The 18,866-nt window shown below is 31.5% G+C and carries 19 protein-coding genes; 6 read left to right on the plus strand and 13 right to left on the minus strand.

Features of this window, described 5'->3' with window-relative positions:
- Positions 1 to 27: 27 nt before the first annotated feature.
- Genes EM932_RS03015 through EM932_RS03035 form a run of 5 tightly spaced genes read right to left on the minus strand, consistent with a single transcriptional unit; the run spans position 28 to position 4,721 of the window.
- Positions 28 to 1,299 (minus strand): POTRA domain-containing protein, encoded by a 1,272-nt coding sequence (locus EM932_RS03015; protein WP_246040865.1) that lies wholly within the window; start codon positions 1,297 to 1,299, stop codon positions 28 to 30.
- Entirely contained in the window at positions 1,296 to 2,027 is a 732-nt protein-coding gene (locus EM932_RS03020; protein WP_135875359.1) for a hypothetical protein, read from the minus strand. Before EM932_RS03020 ends, EM932_RS03015 begins: the two co-directional genes overlap by 4 nt.
- A complete protein-coding gene (locus EM932_RS03025; protein WP_135875361.1) occupies positions 2,024 to 3,028 on the minus strand; it encodes a glycoside hydrolase family 113 in 1,005 nt (334 codons plus the stop codon). Before EM932_RS03025 ends, EM932_RS03020 begins: the two co-directional genes overlap by 4 nt.
- 39 nt (positions 3,029 to 3,067) lie before the next feature.
- Positions 3,068 to 3,970 carry a hypothetical protein gene (locus tag EM932_RS03030; protein WP_135875363.1) on the minus strand — a complete coding sequence of 301 codons (903 nt, stop codon included), beginning with the start codon at positions 3,968 to 3,970 and terminating at the stop codon, positions 3,068 to 3,070.
- A 37-nt stretch (positions 3,971 to 4,007) separates the two neighbouring features.
- The gene (locus EM932_RS03035; RefSeq protein ID WP_135875365.1) at positions 4,008 to 4,721 is read right to left on the minus strand and encodes a DUF547 domain-containing protein; all 714 of its coding nucleotides are present in this window, start codon (positions 4,719 to 4,721) and stop codon (positions 4,008 to 4,010) included.
- A gap of 291 nt (positions 4,722 to 5,012) precedes the next feature.
- Between EM932_RS03035 and EM932_RS03040 the strand changes: the two genes are divergently transcribed.
- The 5 genes from EM932_RS03040 to EM932_RS03060 are packed head-to-tail and all read left to right on the plus strand — an operon-like array spanning position 5,013 to position 10,577.
- Positions 5,013 to 6,311, plus strand: a complete 1,299-nt coding sequence (locus EM932_RS03040) for an NAD(P)/FAD-dependent oxidoreductase (RefSeq protein WP_135875367.1) — start codon at positions 5,013 to 5,015, stop codon at positions 6,309 to 6,311.
- Between the two features lie 9 nt (positions 6,312 to 6,320).
- On the plus strand, positions 6,321 to 7,910 hold the full coding sequence (locus EM932_RS03045) for a 4Fe-4S binding protein (protein ID WP_135875369.1): 1,590 nt from the start codon (positions 6,321 to 6,323) through the stop codon (positions 7,908 to 7,910).
- A gap of 8 nt (positions 7,911 to 7,918) precedes the next feature.
- Positions 7,919 to 8,401, plus strand: coding sequence for a toxin-antitoxin system YwqK family antitoxin (locus EM932_RS03050; protein WP_135875371.1), 483 nt, complete (start codon positions 7,919 to 7,921; stop codon positions 8,399 to 8,401).
- Positions 8,398 to 9,090: a glycosyltransferase family 2 protein gene (locus tag EM932_RS03055; RefSeq protein ID WP_135875373.1), complete on the plus strand. Its 693-nt coding sequence runs from the start codon at positions 8,398 to 8,400 to the stop codon at positions 9,088 to 9,090. Before EM932_RS03050 ends, EM932_RS03055 begins: the two co-directional genes overlap by 4 nt.
- Positions 9,087 to 10,577 (plus strand): cellulose synthase family protein, encoded by a 1,491-nt coding sequence (locus EM932_RS03060; RefSeq protein WP_135875375.1) that lies wholly within the window; start codon positions 9,087 to 9,089, stop codon positions 10,575 to 10,577. The genes EM932_RS03055 and EM932_RS03060 overlap by 4 nt, the downstream gene beginning before the upstream one ends.
- A 342-nt stretch (positions 10,578 to 10,919) precedes the next feature.
- Here EM932_RS03060 and EM932_RS03065 read toward each other — a convergent pair whose 3' ends face one another.
- Both EM932_RS03065 and EM932_RS03070 read right to left on the minus strand, forming a co-directional pair.
- Positions 10,920 to 11,075: a hypothetical protein gene (locus EM932_RS03065; RefSeq protein ID WP_211344250.1), complete on the minus strand. Its 156-nt coding sequence runs from the start codon at positions 11,073 to 11,075 to the stop codon at positions 10,920 to 10,922.
- 46 nt (positions 11,076 to 11,121) lie between these two features.
- Positions 11,122 to 12,114: a hypothetical protein gene (locus tag EM932_RS03070; RefSeq protein WP_135875379.1), complete on the minus strand. Its 993-nt coding sequence runs from the start codon at positions 12,112 to 12,114 to the stop codon at positions 11,122 to 11,124.
- A gap of 113 nt (positions 12,115 to 12,227) precedes the next feature.
- Here EM932_RS03070 and EM932_RS03075 point away from each other — a divergent pair, with 113 nt between their 5' ends.
- Positions 12,228 to 13,697, plus strand: coding sequence for a mannosyltransferase (locus EM932_RS03075; protein ID WP_211344251.1), 1,470 nt, complete (start codon positions 12,228 to 12,230; stop codon positions 13,695 to 13,697).
- Here EM932_RS03075 and EM932_RS03080 read toward each other — a convergent pair.
- The 6 genes from EM932_RS03080 to EM932_RS03105 all read right to left on the minus strand — a co-directional run bounded on the left by EM932_RS03080 (position 13,667) and on the right by EM932_RS03105 (position 18,819).
- Complete coding sequence (locus tag EM932_RS03080) at positions 13,667 to 13,891, minus strand: hypothetical protein (protein WP_135875381.1); 225 nt, start codon at positions 13,889 to 13,891, stop codon at positions 13,667 to 13,669. The two genes, EM932_RS03075 and EM932_RS03080, sit on opposite strands and share 31 nt — an antisense overlap.
- A 29-nt stretch (positions 13,892 to 13,920) precedes the next feature.
- Positions 13,921 to 14,199, minus strand: coding sequence for a hypothetical protein (locus EM932_RS03085; RefSeq protein WP_135875382.1), 279 nt, complete (start codon positions 14,197 to 14,199; stop codon positions 13,921 to 13,923).
- Between the two features lie 923 nt (positions 14,200 to 15,122).
- The gene (locus tag EM932_RS03090) at positions 15,123 to 15,494 is read right to left on the minus strand and encodes a hypothetical protein (protein ID WP_135875384.1); all 372 of its coding nucleotides are present in this window, start codon (positions 15,492 to 15,494) and stop codon (positions 15,123 to 15,125) included.
- 557 nt (positions 15,495 to 16,051) lie between these two features.
- Entirely contained in the window at positions 16,052 to 16,897 is an 846-nt protein-coding gene (locus EM932_RS03095) for a pseudouridine synthase (RefSeq protein WP_135875386.1), read from the minus strand.
- Between the two features lie 66 nt (positions 16,898 to 16,963).
- Positions 16,964 to 17,917, minus strand: coding sequence for a carbon-nitrogen hydrolase family protein (locus EM932_RS03100; protein ID WP_135875388.1), 954 nt, complete (start codon positions 17,915 to 17,917; stop codon positions 16,964 to 16,966).
- On the minus strand, positions 17,917 to 18,819 hold the full coding sequence (locus EM932_RS03105; RefSeq protein WP_135875390.1) for a geranylgeranylglycerol-phosphate geranylgeranyltransferase: 903 nt from the start codon (positions 18,817 to 18,819) through the stop codon (positions 17,917 to 17,919). Before EM932_RS03105 ends, EM932_RS03100 begins: the two co-directional genes overlap by 1 nt.
- Positions 18,820 to 18,866 lie beyond the last annotated feature (47 nt).

The following is an 18,866-nucleotide window of genomic DNA, read 5'->3' on the forward strand; positions in this document are numbered from 1 at the left end:
AGGCATTAAAAATAAAACTTTTAAACATTAAAAGTATTGTCCAATTCCAAAAACAATTCCGTTGGTAGCGTCATCTCCTATTCCATAGCCATAATCTAACCTGAAAACGGCATTAAAAATTCTTTTGTGTATAAACCTGAACCCTAATCCTGGATAAAATTTAATCGTACTACCATCAAACAACTCTCCTAAATCACCACCAGGAGTCCTCCAAGACCCTGTATCAACAAAAGCATTGCCCTGTAAAACAAACCAGCCTTTTTCATATAGCGTCTGTCGGTATTCGGTATTGAGAACTATTGATGCAGTTCCTCTATCTATGGTATTACCTGCTCCCCTGATATTTAATTGATTATCTACTGCAAAAGGAGCAAAAGGAGTTTCATCATTAGATGCATAGGCTAACCGCAATCTATTAGCCCAATTACCTCTTTCTCCTACTCTTTTGAAATACTCAAAATCATTACGCCCAATAAAAAAATTCCTCAAAAGATTATCTTCTCCACTATTTCCTGTAACAAATCTATACGTTAGAATACTCCTAAAACCATTTTGATACTGATAAAATATGTTGATATTATTATATTCATATTCACCAATAACAGATACTTTACTAGCATTTAGTTGTGTGGGAATTCCACTTGGCAAATTTCCCTCTAAAAAACTATAATCTTCTGAATCAATATTCAAACCCAACTCTAATCGGTTATGAAAATTTGGTTCATACTGAAGTTTAATTTCAAATGCTTTGTAATTAAACTTATAATTTACATCACTACCATTATTAAAAAAAACAGGTTCCTGGGACACCAGATTTTGATAATTCACGCCTATTCCTAGTTTCCGAGTGAATAAGTTTGGTGCCTCCCAAAAAGCGCCATACGAATTAAATACATCTCTGCTGTAAAACCCGCCTATTATTTGATTTCTACCTAAGAAATTAAAATCGAATATTGAAGTTCTATAAGCAAACTCCCCATTGTTATCTGTTGATATATTTAACCCGGGAATGATAGCAAAATTCTCTACTATAATATAGGTTAAATGATATTTGCCTTTATCTAAAGACTCTAATTTATATTCAGCATTTGCTACAGATGGTAATAATTTTAAACGTCTTACATCTGAAGTTATCTTGGCCGAATCTAAAACAGAACCTTCTTTTACAAAAGCTAATCTTTTTAAGAATGCTGTCCTAGTTCTTTTGTTTCCTTCTATATCAACTTTGTAAATACTATTTTCCTGTGCGTATGAAAATGCAAAAAAGAATATTAAGACTAATGTTATTACTCTTTTCACTCTGCGATAAAGTTTTTGCTAATTACTAAATTCACCCAATTATCTTCACTTACATCCATTAAAGTAAAATTATAAGTATCATTTAAGGTCAAGGTTGGAGGGGTTTCTGTGGTTATATTTAAGACTACATTATCAGTTTTATAATATTGAAAATAGTTTTCATAAGTATATGTACCAGACAACAACTCGTTTTGAGCAGTAGAAATTACTTGAAAATAAATGGCATTGTCTCTCACAGGATTATCAATCCATGTAAACTTCGGCATCCCTGATTCATCCTGATTTATATTAACATCTTCACTCCAAACCGTAGGCTTTGAAATTTGTTTGGTTCTAATAGGATTAGATATTTTTATTTCTCCTTCCAATTCAAACGTAACAACAATCCATCTTTCAGTAGAAGCTGCTGCTTGTGTAAACTTGCCTAAATAGCCATTAAAAAAAGGATCGCTATTTAATAATACTCTGGAATAATTTGAGAAATTACTATTATCAACATTCGCATTATTAGTTTGATAAAACCGTACATTGGTTGCTCCAGGTTCTGGATAATAAAACGTTAAAATATCATCACTAATTTCATCACTAGCCGCACATGCAATAACGGCTCCTGTTTCGATTGTTGTTCCTTCAATATAAGCTGATAATGTTGATATTATTTCGTCATCATCATTTGAGCAAGAAACTAAAATCAAAAAACATATAATGATGTATTTTATATTATTCATTTTAAATGATATTGTTTTCGTATTAAAGCCTCAACAGGCTTATTTTGAGGCGTAAATTGTGAGTTATTATCTCCTCCGGATTTACTATGATTATGAAACCATTTCCAAATGAATCCACCAGCAAACCAATCTTCTTTCCAAAATGTTTCAAAAAGCGCCTTTGTTGTATTTGTTTGTGCTTCAAAATTTACTTGATACATACTTCTATCACTTTTCCAAGGTTCTTTTCCAGAATAATCGACACTTCTATATCCAAATTCCGTAAATAAAATTGGTTTTTTGTTTTTATTTGAAATTTCTGATATCGTTTGTACATGTGTTTTCCAACCTTTTAAACACTCATTAAACGTTGGTGTTTTACTATGACTCACTGGAAAATAGGCATCAACGCCTATATAATCTAAATCATTCCAAAAAGGCGTGCGTCTAAACTCATTCCAATTGGCTGCATAGGTCAATTTACCTTTATATATCTTCTTTACTTTAACTATTAATTTTTTCCAATAATTAGGTCTATTTTCAATAAACTTTTCGAGTTCAGTTCCAATACAAAATATATCAACTTTCATCTCTTGTGCCAATTGAGCATATTCCAAAATAAACTTTGAATATGATGTTTCTAGGACACTCCAATCTGTTTTATTCTTCATTTCTATATAACCCGTAAATTCTCCATGCCAAACCCAAATTTGAGGTTTTAGCATCACTTTTATATTCGATTTATAAAGTTCTTCGATATACTGTTTTGCTCCTTCTTTGGTTTCTCCAAACCATTGTCTGTTTGTATTAAATACTATGTCTGGATGGTTCAGATTTTTAATAAACCCAAAAGGCATTACTGCTGCATAATTTGCATTTAAATTAACAACAGGTTTAATATGACTTTGATTGACTGCTTCTCTTGAGGCCACAAAACTAATACCGTTAATTTTTTTAGATTGTGAAGTACAGGATTGAAGAAGTAAAACCGAAAATACAATTAGGAGTTTATTAATTTTCATTTAGCATAAATTTTATAAACTCCTAAATTACTATAATCATTAAAACAATGCTCTTAGACCTATGTTAAATGTTTGACCTAAACCTGTATCATTCCCGCGAACAAAGTTCGTATATAATGTTTCAATATTTAAAACATCTGTCAACTGGTATTTTATACCACCTCCTAAAGCAGTAAAATCTTGTTCGAAATCATTACCTGTATCAATCAACTGAGAATGTTGTACTAAAGCTAAAATGGTAAATTTAGAGCTTGGAAAATAACTTAAAAACACACCTGGAGTTAAGCGTAAACTATTGTTTGCAAAACTATCTTCTTTCTTTCCAAAGTTATACTCCGTATTCAACTCTGAAAATAATTGCCAATCGCCTCCTGCAAAACTATAATCGTAGAAAAATCTATTTTGGAATATAAATCCATTTTGATCTAAAAATACACCGTTACCATTATTTACTGATAAAAAATCTTCAGATTCATTATCAACTAAAGGAATATGAAAGGCCGTTTGAACAGTAAAATTTGAAACACTTTTAATAGGATTAAACTTTATCGCTGGAGCAATGGATGTAAATCCTGAACGTGCTGTACCTCGTTCCCCATCAAAAGAGAATACATCCAAAGCATCTCTACCTGCTACAACATTAGAACGAAACTCAAGTAATACCCCTACATTAAAGTTGTTTTTACTTGAAACTCCTGTAAAAATATCTACTGTTGATGTAAAATATGTTTCTCGAGCTTTATCACTTTTAACACCATTAAATTTACTTTTAGTTTCTGTATATAAATTATTAAACCACTTTATATCCCATTGTCCTTTCTTTAAAAGTTTTGATGGTGTATATGTTTGAATAACACTTCCTTGGTTTTCTTGATCTTCCTGTGAAATACCAGAAAATGATATGCTTGTTATTACTAGTAATGTTAATATGATTCTTTTCATCTTATTCTATTTTTTGGTTTGATATTTGTTCTTGTTTTTATTGTTTATTTACAGTCCAATTATATGGAAAGTAACTTAATTTAAAGTTATTAGGTATTTTTTCTGTTCTATAGGTATTAATAAAGTCTATTTCCGTTTTACCCTTCATCGTAAAATCTTTTTTATACCACTCCATTATTTGTGATACTTGGACACGTTTCTTTTTAGTATTAACCTTTAAAAAATCACCATTTAATGCTTTCTTAGTTTGTACATCCATTTGTGCATTTAATGTGCTTGGTAAGTATGCTTTATTAATTAGAGGAGGACATCCTAACGCACCGCACACTAATACAAAATGGAAACGGGCATCATTAAATTGTGCTCTTAATAGTTTATGTTCAATATCATTTAAAGTGATTTTCTTACCGCCTAAGCTGTAAGTTGTTTTATCAAAAAAACCAGCATTGTCTAAAGGTGATTTTGTTGGATAATTGTTTATAATACCTTTAATAACTGACAAATTATAAGCATTAATCCAAAATGCCTGATAGTTGTTAGCATCGCTTTTTGATACTGAAATTGTTTCAGCTAATTTCAAAACCTCATTGAGAGCTTCTTTATTAGAGTTAATTTTTGAGTATGCCACTTTACCGTTTGCAACATGAGCTTTAAAAAAACTATCCGCCTTTTCAAAAAAAGTATTTAAATCTTGCGCTGAAAGCGACAGGCTTCCAAAAAACATTAATACTATAATCGTTATATTCTTCATTTTTATATGTTTATTGATTTTTAACGTTGCTTCAGTCTGAACCATCTTAACAAACTTTCAAAAAAAACGTAAAATTTTTCGCGTCTGAATTTCATTTTAAAACTTACAATTAAAAATAATTTATATTTATTCTAAATATGTCCACTCGCATTAAGTTCTTATCTTTAGTTTCGACATAAACCTCAACGCAATTAGAATTCATAAAATGCTATCTGCCAAATAAACTCAGATAACCAATTGTGTTTTTTGGCTAATTACATTTCACAATATAAAACAAATAACGACTAACAGATGGAACACATTGTTATTATTGGAAACGGAATTTCGGGCGTAACTGCTGCGAGACATATTCGTAAATTATCAGATAAACAAATTACCATTGTATCAGCAGAAACAGATTATTTCTTTTCACGTACTGCGCTTATGTACGTATACATGGGACATATGAAATTTGAACACACACAACCTTATGAAAACTGGTTTTGGGAAAAAAATAGAATTAATCTTAAAAAAGGTTATGTTAAAGATGTTGAAACTAAAAGCAAGACATTACACTTTGCAGATGGTGATTCTTTACAATATGACAAACTCATAATTGCCACAGGAAGTAAACCAAACAAATTTGGATGGCCTGGTCAGGATTTAGATGGTGTTATGGGCATGTATCACAAACAAGATTTAGAGAATTTAGAGAGATATGCACCCAATAATAAAGTATGTAAACGAGCTGTAATAGTTGGAGGTGGCCTAATAGGTATCGAACTTGCTGAGATGCTAAACAGTCGTAATATTCCTGTTACCTTTTTAGTAAGAGAAGATAGTTTTTGGAATGGTGTTTTACCAGAAGGAGAATCAGCTATGATTAACAGACATATAAAAAATCATCATATAGATTTAAGATTAGGAAATAATTTAAAAGAGATCATTTCTGATGAAAATGGTAAAGTAAAATCTGTCATTATACAAGAAACCGGTGAAGAAATTGCATGTGATGTTGTTGGACTTACTGCAGGAGTGTCCCCTAATATTAATTTTATTAAAGAATCTGACATCGAAACCGGACGCGGTGTTAAAGTGAATCGATTTTTAGAAACCAACATCCCAAATGTATATGCTATTGGTGATTGTGCCGAACAACATGAAGGCATTAATGGCCGTCGCCCTATTGAAGCTGTGTGGTACACAGGCCGTATGATGGGGGAAACAGTAGCGCAAACTATCTGCGATAATCGTATTCAATACAATCCTGGACATTGGTTTAACTCTGCCAAGTTTTTAGATATCGAATATCAAACTTACGGATGGGTATTTGCACAACCCAGAGAAAACGAAGCTCATTTTCACTGGAAACATGCAGACGATACTAAATGTATTACAGTTTGTTATGATAAAAACACTAATGAATTTTTAGGCATAAATACCTTTGGTATTAGAATGCGACACGACATATTTGATACATGGCTTACAGAGAAAAGAGATGTTGATTATGTTATAGAACATTTAGCAGAAGCCAATTTTGATCCAGAGTTTTATAAAACTTATGAAGCTGATATTTATTCTGCATTTAAAAACGAATTACAAACTGTATAAAAATATATCATGAGCAATAAAATAAATCATAGCATGTCTTTAGCAAAACCAGATGCTGTAGATATTTCGAACAAACAAAAAGTAGCTTTAGCAATTGGTATTTTAGGATTATTCATATTAGCACTCGCTTTATTTAATACTAATTTCCCTAACAAAGGATTATTCTTAACCTTATCGTTAGGTTTAATTTCTATAGGTATCATAATATATTCAAGAGATGCTTATTTTACCAAATTAGAAGGGATAAAAAACGATGGTGTTTGGTTTAAGTCCATATCATCCCGAGGTGTTTGGGGTTGGGTTCTGGGCGTTATTCTAACAGCATTTTACATTGTATTATATTTTTATCCGCAGTATTTAGGATTAGGTAAAGATGGTGCTTCGAACACAGGCTTAATTTCACTTTTTGATCCTTTAAGCAACTTATTAAGTGGAAGAAATGCCAGTCAATGGTTTGTTTATGGCACATTATACACGGTAGCTATTCTGGCTTTTGGGTATAAATTCATGCTTAAATACAGACATAATAGGTATCAACAGTTGCGAACAGCTTCTGTTATGTTTTTCCAATTAGGTTTTGCTTTTTTGATTCCGGAATTTATGTATGTCATGAATTCAGACCTACCTTATTATGATTTAAAAAGTGTATGGCCTCTTAATTATTATATTTTTGATGAATGGTCTGTTAAAGGATTTCTTTCTAACGGAAATATTGGTTTAGGGCTCATATTATTTGGCATCATTTCCATTTTTGTCATAACTCCTATTTTAACCTATAAATATGGAAAACGCTGGTATTGCTCCTGGGTTTGTGGTTGTGGTGGATTAGCCGAAACTGCTGGAGATTCTTTTAGACAATTATCTTCTAAAAAAATGTCTGCCTGGAAATTAGAGCGCTGGTTAATTCATACAGTTCTCGTATTTTCTGTAGTCATGACAGTTGCCATGGTATATACCTATTTAGGTTATGATCATAATGCTTTTTGGTTAACTAAAAGCCTATTTATAAGTTTAGTTATAGGATTCCTAACTTTAGTTTTTGCTGGCGTTATGTATTTTAAACGCAAAGAACTTGGTAAAGATGCTAAATATGGAGCTATTGGTTATTTTGTCGTGATTGCTTTATTGGTCATTATGCACTTTACCGGTACAACAGAAAATGTTTTCTTTATAAAAGGAAGTGCCTTACGTTCTGCATATGGAATCTATATAGGTTCTATTTTCTCTGGGGTTATTGGTACAGGGTTTTATCCTATTTTAGGAAGTAGATCTTGGTGTCGTTTTGGATGCCCAATGGCTGCTATCTTAGGTTTTCAGCAACGCTTATTCTCTAAATTTAGAATTACAACCAACGGCGGACAATGCATTTCATGTGGAAATTGTTCAAACAGTTGTGAAATGGGAATTGATGTTCGTGCTTATGCTCAAAAAGGAGAAAACATTGTGCGTTCCAGTTGTGTAGGCTGTGGTATTTGTAGTGCGGTATGCCCAAGAGGCGTTTTAAAACTAGAAAATGATGCTATGGAAGGGCGTATCAACCCAACAGAAATATTATTAGGAAACGATGTTGATTTAATGGATTTAGTTAATAAGAAATAAGTAACAGTTTGCAGTATTCAGTTGTAGTATTCAGTTTAGCTTTATTAATCAGTATAAATATTAACGCTCAAAAGTCGTATAAGAAAACATATTACGATAATGGTAATTTAAAATCTGAAGGATGGATACAAAATAATAAGAAAATTAAATATTGGACGTTTTATTATGAAAATGGTCATATTGAAAAAGAAGGTCACTTTCAACAAGATAAACCTATAAAATATTGGTACTTTTACGGCACAAATGGTAATAAAAAAACAGAAGGTCATTTTGTTGACGGTAAAAAAAATAGTTGGTGGCTATTTTATGATGATATGGAAAAAATCATTCATAAGTGCCAATTAAAAGACAATCAAAAAAATGGTTATTGTTTGATGTATAAAAACGAAAAATTGGTTGCTGCAAGAAAATATAAAGCTGGTAAAAGAATTAAAGAATGGACGGATTACAAATCCTTCAGGAAAGAAAACAACCTATCTGATCTTCAATGACTCATATAAAAGTTATCATACCTGCTTATAACGAAGCAGAATCAATTGTCAATGTAATTAATGATATTCCAACTACTGTCGATGAAGTTATCGTAGTAAGTAACAACTCTACTGATGACACTGGGGTTAATGCAAAAAAAGCTGGTGCAACAGTTTTAAATGAAGTAAATAAAGGTTATGGTTATGCTTGTTTAAAGGGGATGGATTACATCACAAATCAAGAAAAAAAACCAGATATCATCGTATTTTTAGATGGTGATTATAGCGATTACCCTGAAGAGCTAACCAAAATTGTCTCTCCTATTATAAATGATGATATAGATTTTGTAATCGGTGCACGAGTAAAGCGACTTAGAGAACAAGGATCCATGACTGGACCTCAAATTTTTGGTAATTGGTTAGCGACTACTTTAATGACATTATTTTTTAGAGCAAAATTTACAGATTTAGGTCCTTTTAGAGCCATTAAATATGATAAACTATTAGCGCTTAATATGGAAGACAAAACCTATGGCTGGACGGTAGAAATGCAACTAAAAGTACTAAAACAAAAATTTACATACGTCGAAATCCCAGTTAATTATAGAAACAGAATAGGTGTTTCAAAAGTTTCTGGTACGGTAAAAGGTGCTATATTTGCAGGCATAAAAATTTTAGGTTGGATTTTTAAATACAGTATTAAAAAATGATTTCTCATACTATTGTTATCATAATATATACCACTGCACTTCTGCTTATATTTTTATATGCATTAGCTCAATTAAATTTACTTTTTAATTATATAAGTGCTCAAAAGAAGTGTGATGATTGTTCTAAATTTGATCTTACTAACTCGGATGAAATTCCATATGTAACCATACAACTGCCTGTTTATAACGAAATGTACGTTATGGAACGTCTGTTGGATAATATTGCAGAGATAGATTATCCTAAAGATAAATTAGAGATACAAGTCTTAGATGATTCCACCGATGAAACTGTAGATACCACATGTCAACAAATAGAAAAATTAAAAGCAACTGGATTAGATATTAGACACATCACCAGAACAGATCGTAGTGGTTTTAAAGCGGGAGCTCTCAAAGAAGGGTTAGAAATTGCCAAAGGCGAATTTATTGCCATTTTTGATTCTGATTTTCTTCCTAAAAAAGATTGGTTAAAACGTACTATCCCTTATTTTAAAGATGACAATATTGGTGTCGTACAAACACGTTGGGGGCATATTAACCGTAACTATTCTATTCTTACAAGAATTCAAGCTTTTGCTTTAGATGCGCATTTTACGTTAGAACAAGTTGGTAGAAACAGTAAAGGGCATTTCATTAACTTTAATGGTACTGCTGGGGTATGGCGTAAAGCATGTATTATAGATGCTGGTAATTGGGAAGGAGATACACTAACCGAAGATCTCGATTTGAGCTATCGTGCCCAATTAAAGAACTGGAAATTCAAATATCTTGAAGATGTAGAAACACCTGCCGAACTTCCTGTGGTTATAAGTGCAGCGCGCTCACAACAATTTAGATGGAATAAAGGAGGAGCAGAAAACTTTAGAAAAATGATGTGGAAAGTTCTAAAAAACGAAAACATATCAGCTAAAACAAAAGTACATGGGTTATTGCATTTACTTAATAGCACCATGTTTTTAAACATCTTAATAGTAGCTATATTAAGTATTCCGATGTTATATATAAAAAATGAATATGCTCACTTAAAGCCCTATTTTTATGTAATGAGCTTCTTTGTACTTAGTACCCTGATATTTTTTGTTTGTTACTGGATTATGTATAAAAACATCTATGGCAGTGGCGTAAAAAACTTTATAGGCTACACAGGTATGTTCTTTGTCTTTTTCTCAATAGCTATGGGTTTTTCATTTCATAATTCTATTGCTGTATTAGAAGGGCATTTAGGTAAAAAGAGTGAATTTATACGCACACCAAAATTCAATATCAACACATTAAAAGATAGTTGGAAGAAAAACAAATATATTAAAAAGACAGTATCTGTTCACGTTATCTTCGAAGGTTTACTTATGGCTTATTTTGGTTTTGGTATGTACAGCGCTTTTATTGTAGGTGACCAAGGTGGTGATTTCGGGCTTTTCCCTTTTCACCTGATGTTGTTTTTAGGCTTTGGCTATGTATTTATTACGTCTTTGACTTCTAAGGTTTAAAATTTTTTCTCTATTAATTATAAAAACAGTGTCATTCTGAATGCTTCCAGTGCCACTATAGGATTCCAAAGATCTATATATTTGACAATTTCTCTATCATTATTCATCAGTTACAATCGATACATATTTTTGATCATAAGGCTTTCTTGTAGGGAGCGCTATGCCTTTACATTCATATTATACCAATTCTCATTTGAAATAACCTTAATAAAACACCCTTTTTCGCCTTCTACTTCAATAGAAAAAGAAACCGTAACTTATTAGCTATGCTTTATTTTTATATTTTGTATAAAGCAAAAAATCATTATTTTATTTTACAGTAATTCCAAACAAGAAATGTTATTATGCAATTATTAAGTTAGGGTCAGCTGTAGGACGAAAATACAAGCTACTAAATTCCACCTTAAAATATTCAGGAAAACCTTTCATATACTCATGTAATGCTTCTTTTCCTTCTACTTTATTAGGGAACCCTTTTGGAGCGTACAGAATTTCCAAAACTCCAGTTTTTGTAAACAGATTCATCCATTTTAATAAACTACAATTAATTTTTCAAAGTAATAGTTCCTAGCTCAATAACCTCAAAATTATCTAAGGTTACCTGTTTTAACTTTTTAAGATCATCATTATCCCATTTTTCATGAGGCGCTCCTGTTATAAACATATCTGACCCTACATCGGCAAGCATTAATCCATATTTTTTCATAGCGGTAAGAATGATTTGATTTGTTTCGGAAAAACCACTAATATCATAATCAGCTTTTAGGCGCAACCTACCTCCAAAAGGTAATAATTCATCACTTGTATTTCCAGAAACAAGATGTCTAGCAGGATGTACATAACCTTCATATATCTTACTTCTTGTTATGGTAAAACGTATAGGGTGATCTATAACGCCTTTTTCTATCTCTGGATATCTTACTAATAATGGAAATATAGGTAAACCTGCAGCATCTGCTGATGTCCACCCATCTGGTCTAAATTCTGTTTTCTTTAAATCAAAGACAGCAGCCGAAGAAGCCTCAAATCCATCACCTTCTTGTGAAGCATTATATAACTCGTATAACATGCCATTCTCTACATCAACAGAAATAACATGGCTATCGCCTGCTCCGTTGCCCTCAATAGGAGCATTTAAAGGAATAGGAAACGATCCTTGATCACTCTCGCCTCCATAATTTTCATCATAGTTATTAGCCCTAAAAGTTATTGATACTTTCGATTGACTACCATCAACACTAACATAAGGAATTCCAATAGGAGCCCCTTCCCACTCACCACTACCAAAATCTGGAAAAAGCCCTTTGTTAATACCAATATTATTAATTATTAAATCTGAGTTAACATCAACAGGGCCACTAGATATATCCATATTTAAAGGATGGGCTACTGGAAAAATTTGAATGTTTTCGACAGAGCCTATATCTCCTGTTAGGTCTGGGTCATCAACTTTATTATTAGAATCATCTGATGAACATGAGACTATAAAAATTAAGGCAAGACCAAACAGGGCTAAATTAAAGATTGAAGTTTTCATAAGTAGGTTAATTTTTTATTTTGTTAACGTTTTATCTTTTCAAATATTTTATTGTACCATAAAGTAAACTAATCCATCTTAAAACCGACCAACAAATAATATTATATTTGACTATGCTTTTTAGCTCAGCTTTTTTTAAACTAAACAAAACACCATTACTCCTCGTCATGGCATGTTTGTTATTTTACTTATCCTTTGCTTATAATTTAACCAGAACAGATTATACAAAGCTAATAACGCTATATATGGCTTTGTTTTTTTTGTTTTATAAACTGGTACAAATTCTAAAACACAATATATGGGCTTTAACATGGATTTCTTTTGTATTTCGGGCTATTTTCATATTAGCCATACCTAATTTATCACAAGACTTTTATCGTTTTATATGGGATGGTCGTATGATTGTAGAAGGCTTTAACCCATACTTACATACTGTTGAATCCTTTATGAGCAAAGACCAATTTCCTGTTGCGCAAGCCCAAGAATTATATACTGGTATGGGCCTTTTAAACGCCAGTCATTATACTAATTACCCACCTATAAATCAACTTTGCTTTGTATTTGCTGGTCTGTTTGCTGGGAAAAGTATTTTGGGATCAGCCATCGTGATGCGCTTACTTATTATTTCTGCCGATTTTGGCACACTTTACTTTGGTAAAAAACTACTTAAAAAACTACATATCCCTGCTTATAACATCTTTTGGTATGTTTTAAACCCATTTATTATTATTGAACTCACAGGAAACTTGCACTTTGAGGGTGTTATGATATTTTTCCTTATTTGGAGCTTATATTTATTATACTCGGGTAAATGGCAATGGGCGGCTATCGTTTTAGCTCTATCGGTTTCGGTTAAATTAATTCCACTAATATTTTTGCCTTTGTTTTTTCAGTGGTTTATGAAACGTGATGTCATTTCGACAGAGCGCAGAGACGAGAAACCTTATGATGATGAACAGGTTACCAATCCATTAGCTCCTCGCAATGATGTACTTAAGAGAATGATAAGGCTAATTGGGTTTTACGCTATAGTTTTAATAACTATTATAGTACTCTTTGCTCCTTTTTACTCCTCAGAATTTATAAATAACTATGCTCAAACTGTTGGTTTATGGTTCCAAAATTTTGAGTTTAATGCCAGTATTTATTATGTAGCCAGGGAAATTGGATACTCATTTAGAGGCTATAACGAAATTGCCATTATAGGTAAGGTAACGCCCATTATTGTAATTCTGTTTGTTTTAATTATAACATTTTTCAGAAAAAATAAAACAATCATTGAACTTATAACTGCTATGCTTTTAGCATTATCTTTTTACTATTTTACCACTACCACTGTACATCCATGGTACGTAGCCACGCTTTTAATACTATCTGTATTTACCAAATATAAATTCCCATTAATTTGGAGTTTTGTTATTATACTAAGCTACTTAGCCTATATAAATCTTAATAAAGCAGATAAATCTGAAAACTTGTGGGTTATTGGTTTAGAATACATTATCGTTTACGGAGTTTTTTTATGGGAAGTTTTTATAAAAAAAGAACAGGCTCAAATTAGTTCTAAACGCTGTATTCTATAAAGTGCTTGATCCCTATCATCAAATACTTCTATGAAGGATAGCTTAAAAGACTTACCGACATAAGAATTATCATTTTTTAAATCGTAATGATAAAGTGCTTTAGGGTGAATTTCTTCAAAATCTAGTTGCACACCATCATCAAACAAAAACGTATAATAACCGTCTTTATACTGTTGAAAAATTGCTATTTCCATTTATTTACAAATAATTTACTAGATACCTATTATTCTTCTTGATCAAAATTTGCATCTGGTACTGGCAGGCCTATATTAGGGGTATCTTCTTCATCTCCAAAATCTGCCATAGCTTTTGCTAAATACGTCCCTACTTTTACTAGGTAAATGGTATCCTCTGTTTTCACTTCAACAGCTTCAATGAGATCGTTGTGCGCATTTCTAAATGAAATGATGTCATCATCATCATAACCATCAGGGAATTTCTCAACCAAAAGATTTAAAATATCTTTATTAAGTTTCTGATAATCTACAATAATTCGTTTCATTTTCTTATAATTGGTTAAGTTTTAATATATTTTGGTAGTGTTAATATACAAATTAATTTCTGAATTTTATCAATACAAATTCTAAATAAACACACTTTAAGATGATGCAAATCTGTATCTATATGGGATAGATATTTTGAAATAAAGGAAGGTAGCTTTAAAGTTCGGTTACCTTTTTTATAAACTGCTTTTGAGTTTGACTTACCAATTTTCAAAAGCCCAAATACATAAACATATTTCATAATGCTCAGCTAAGTGCTTATACAAATGAAATATAAAAAATTTAATTTAATGTTTTTTTAAAATTATTTTTTACATAAAAAAATTGAATTCATTTGAAAGTTATTCTGTAGATTGAGCTATTCGTTTCTTTTTGTGCTTAGTGATGCTATGTCTTTCAAAAAATACACATATAAACAAATTTTACTCCATTTTTGGTTAAAAACAAAAAGCCCAGATATGTTCAATGTTTTTTAGAGACGTATTTATAACTAAACCACCGAAATATAAATAACGTCAGTTCGATTTAATTTTTTCATAAAAAATAATATTAAATCAATGATTTTCAAATGTTTGCCATTTCGACAGAGCGAAGCATGAGTGACGAGAAATCTCATAAGGATGGGATTCCTCCTCAATAGCTACGCTATATACGTTCAAGTAAAATATATTTTACTCTCCGTAGCGTCTGGAATGACATAGTTTCTTTATTAAAACAATTAAACAACTGATTGTTAAGTTTTAATATATCGAGCTCACGTTAAAATAATAAATATTGTAAAACTGAATTGGTGTGAATTCGTATCAAAGGTTCATAGAAACTGAAAGCAAAAAGTACTAAAACACTTAGTTTTAGCTACATTTGAGACCAATAAAAAAGGCCACCCAAAAGGTAGCCTAAATTATATACTTATTATTGCTGTTTACAGCTTTTCCAGTTTGGTAATCGTATTAACTTCTGTTTCTACGTCATTACCCTCTGCATCTTTGGTGACTGCAATTTCAGTTGTATAAGTCACCTTAAAAACCACACCAACTAAAGCTTCAGAACTCAAATCGAAATCACTTAAAACAGTATCATCAACACTCTGAAACAACAACTTATATGTTTCACCATTACTTTGGGCTGTAAAACTATATGCACTACCGTCATAACCACCATAAACGGCATCTACTTCCTTAGAATCTTGAATAATGAATTGTACTTCATTTAAAGGCGCTTCTGTTTTAAAACTTGATAATGTAAAAAACAGCATCATAAAACTACATAACATAAATAAAAACTTTGTTCTCATTTTGATAAAATTTAAAAATTAAAATAAAACAATTTACAGGAATTAACCTGTCGGTTAAGTTCATAACACATCAATAGCTTCACGTCTAAAACTATTGGCAGTTATTATATTATTAATTACGCAGCAATATTTTTTTTAGATTTCAAAAAATGGTTTTTAACTAAAGATTAACAAAAGACTGTTCAAAATGTTTTACAAAACGCTTCTTGCTTAATGTTTTATATATCTGTTTGTCTATTTAAAACAATTAGAAAAACAACTATAAGGAGATAATGATGAAGTAAATGATTTATACCAATTCTCATTTGAAATAACCGTAATAAAACACCCTTTTTCGCCTTCTACTTCAATAGAAAAAGAAACCGTAACTTAGGCTATGCTTTATTTTTATATTTTGTATAAAGCAAATAATCATTATTTTATTTTACAGTAATTCCAAACAAGAAATAGTATTATTATATGTTTTCAGCTCAGAAAAGCTAACTAGTTATTATTACTGTATTTATTTAAGATAACCTAAAAACTATTCAAGCGAAAATTATTCTAGATTAAAATGACTACAGCATCTTCAAAGTATTCAATTCCTGCTCAGTAAGATGCTTCCATGAGCCACGAGGAATATCCTTTTTGGTAAGGTGACCAATGGCAACACAGTCTAGGCTTTCAATCTCATACTTTAAATAATCGAATATGGTACGAATGATTGTGTTTCCTGTATTTTTAACTTTAAGGCCTATTTCTTTTTTTGAAGCACCGTCTATATAGCTAATTTCTTCTACAGTTATTAATTTTCCTTCTACTTTAAAACCAGCCTGAATCTTTTTTAAATCTTCCAGCTTTAAGTTTTTATTCAATTCTATATGAAATAAACGAGCTACACCGTTTTTAGAATTTGTAAACTTATCTACAATAACATCATCATTGGTAAATAACAATAAGCCTTTAGAATTTCTACCTAAACGCCCTATAGGTTTTATTCGAGAGGTCGTTGCATTAGCAACTAAGTCCATAACTGTTCTACCCTTCCCTTCGCTCGTTGTCGTTGCAAACCCCTTTGGTTTATTAAGCAAGACATAGGCTTTCTTTTCTGGATTAATACGAGCACCGTCATAACGAACTTCATCACCTATTTTAACTTTATACCCCATTTCTGTAACGACTTTACCGTTCACTGAAACTAAGCCTGTAGCAATATGAACATCGGCTTCTCTACGAGAACATATTCCAGAATTAGCTACATATTTATTCAATCTAATTTCGTCAGGATTGGATGGTTTTTTATTTTGTTGACCATCGTTCTTTCTAAAAGGCGCATTTCCTTTCACATAACTTTTCTTGAAGTCTTTTCTAGAAGCTCCAGGAGAAGTCTTTCCTTTTCTTTGTCCGCCTTGTTGTTTACTCATAACTCTAAATTTTTTGCAAAGATATAGCTAAATTTACGATTGACGATTTAAGAATGCTAATTTGTTTTAATCCTTGAATACGACTGTAGATTGACGTGTTCTATTAACACTAAGCTTAGTAACATCTGGTCTGGAATAATGCCCAACGGGGTCAAAATTTTGACGTTCTTCTAACACACGATTAAAATCGATTGTTTGTATAATCAAACCTTCTTTATGTAAAACAGGTTCAACAATCCATTCCCCATCTGGTCCTGCAATACAGCTACCGCCATTAGCTAAAATATCTGGAGCCTTTTCTATAATCTGATTTAAATGTGGCGTCTCTTTTGGGAAATCACCTTTAGCCATCAAGCTAGATGCAGATATGACAAACGAACGCGATTCTCGAGCTATAAACCTTGTAATATCCTTAGTATTATGATCACCTCCCGGCCATACAGCAATATGTAAATCTTCACCTAAACCATACAAAGCTGCCCTTGGTAAAGGCATCCAATTTTCCCAACAATTTAATCCGCCAACTGTGAATTTCTTTAACGGATGTACTTGCAAGCCGTTTCCATCTCCTGGAGACCATGTTAAACGTTCGTCATAAGTTGGTTGTAACTTTCTATGCACCGATTGAATGCTTCCTTCCTGATTTATATATACTAAAGAAGCATATATGCTATGACCTCCTCTATCTAAGGGGCGTTCTATAATGCCTAAATAAATAGCCATCTTGTGCTTTTTTGATAGCCCACAAATAGATTCTAAATCGTCTTTTTCTATACAAATGGCATTAGATACGTAATGCGCATGTAATTCTTTATTTACGGTTTTATCCCATTCGGCACCTCCTGTTAGCGCTAGCCAAAACGGATAACCTGGCACTAAACCTTCACCAAAAACAATTAATTCCACAGCTTCTTTAGAGACATCTATAATACATTGTTTTACTTTTTTTAAGGTATCGATTTTGTTTAGCCAAACAGGTGAGATTTGCGCAAGTGCTACTTTGAGTCTATTTTCTTCCATTAAATTCTATGTAAAACGATTGTAATATCAATCAACAAAATACTAAAAACCCCCAATACAATAATAAATTTTAACGTATTATGAAGAATAAGGTAGTGCGTCTTTGTTTTAGACCTCCAAAGTAATACCTGAAACCCAAGTAATAATAACGTACTTAAGTAAAAATATAAATACATATGACCTATTTCATACTTAAACAACAACAAATAAGTCGGAATTAAAGTTAAAGCACACAATATGGTTAACATCAACTTAGAAACTCTTTCACCATAAGCGATTGGAATGGTTTTATAGTTCTGAACCAAATCGCCTTTTATATTTTCTAAATCTTTGGTGAGTTCCCGCATAGAAATAATTAAAAACAAAAACATAGCGTGCACAAAAATCACTGTTTCGAAATTTTTATAATACATGAAAATGGCAAAAAATGGTGTAATCGTTAAAATAGCAGATGTTAGATTACCAACAAATGGGAGCTTCTTTAACTTATGGGAATAAAACCAAATACCAAAAATGTAAATAGAAAAGAACACAACTGCTTTAAAGGATACATAGCTAGCCATAATGGCTGCTAAAAAATTTAAAACAAAATAAAAAGAGAGTTTTGTGTTTTGACTTACTAATCTGTCTAATCTCGATTTTATGGGCCTGTTGATTAAATCTTTCTCTGAATCATAAAAGTTATTTATAATATATCCTCCTGCTATAGTAACCGAAGAAGCTAAAACAATCATAAATAAATTAAGATCAAAAACAACCTGTTTTAATGGTTTATTATGAGCTAGGATGTAGATAGATGTTAAGTATTGCGCAATAACAATAATTAAAATATTATAACCTCTTACAACAGAAAATAAGCTAAAAAACTTAAGTAGGATATGTTTTTGCTTTCTGTTTAACATAAAAACTCAATATTGAAAATCCTGAAATACATTCAGAATGATAATCG

Source organism: Flavivirga rizhaonensis (assembly GCF_004791695.1).
In the GTDB taxonomy this organism is placed as follows: Bacteria; Bacteroidota; Bacteroidia; order Flavobacteriales; family Flavobacteriaceae; genus Flavivirga; species Flavivirga rizhaonensis.